Here is a 692-nt window from a genome sequence, read left to right as displayed (position 1 = left end):
CGGGCCGAGGCCGAACGGGGCCAGGGGCGGGCTACTTCACCCGCCACTTCTGGTTCGGGGTGCCCGAGCAGGTCCACAGCTGGAGCTTGGACTCGTTGCCGGTGCCGCCGTCCTTGACGTCGACACACTTGTCGGCCTGCGGATTGACCAGGTCACCGGCGGTGCTCATGACGAACTGCTGGGCGGGGTTGCCGCTGCACCGGGCCAGCTGGATGACCGCCCCGTCCTCCCGCGAACCCCAGGCGACGTCCATGCACATGCCGAGCGAGCGGACCGTGCCGTCGCCGTTGAAGACCCACTTCTGGTTGGCGGTCCCGGAGCAGTCGTAGATCTGGAGCGGGGTGCCGTCGCGGCCCTTGCCGTCCTGCGAGTCGGTGACGTCGACACACCGGTCGGAGGCCTGCCCGATGATCAGCTGCCCCGGCACCGGCTCCGGGTCGGCCTCGGGCTCCGTACCGCCACCGGTCGTGCCCCCACCACCGCCGCCGTCGGATCCGGACGAGCCGGTGGACCCGGAGCCGCCGGTCTCCTCCTTCTCCGCCGGGGCCGAGGGGGCCTCGGGGCTGGGCAGGGGCGCGGCCGAGGCGTCGGCCTTCGGCGCGGACGGCGCCGACTCGACGGGGCTGGGCAACGCCGTGGAACCGGCTTCCGCGAGCTTCTCGGTGGCACCGCTGCTGACGGCCGGCTTGTAG

Annotated in this window: 1 protein-coding gene; it reads right to left on the bottom strand. The window is 73.0% G+C overall.

What is annotated here, in order from left to right; translation table 11 throughout:
- Window positions 1–31: 31 nt before the first annotated feature.
- On the bottom strand, window positions 32–692 hold a 661-nt coding region (locus tag BZL64_RS38665; protein WP_208639620.1), incomplete at its 5' end, for an RICIN domain-containing protein.

The organism is Streptomyces bobili (assembly GCF_002154575.1).
GTDB lineage: Bacteria > Actinomycetota > Actinomycetes > Streptomycetales > Streptomycetaceae > Streptomyces > Streptomyces bobili.
Note: the sequence above shows the minus strand (reverse complement) of the source record. Positions and strands in the feature narration are given on the sequence as shown.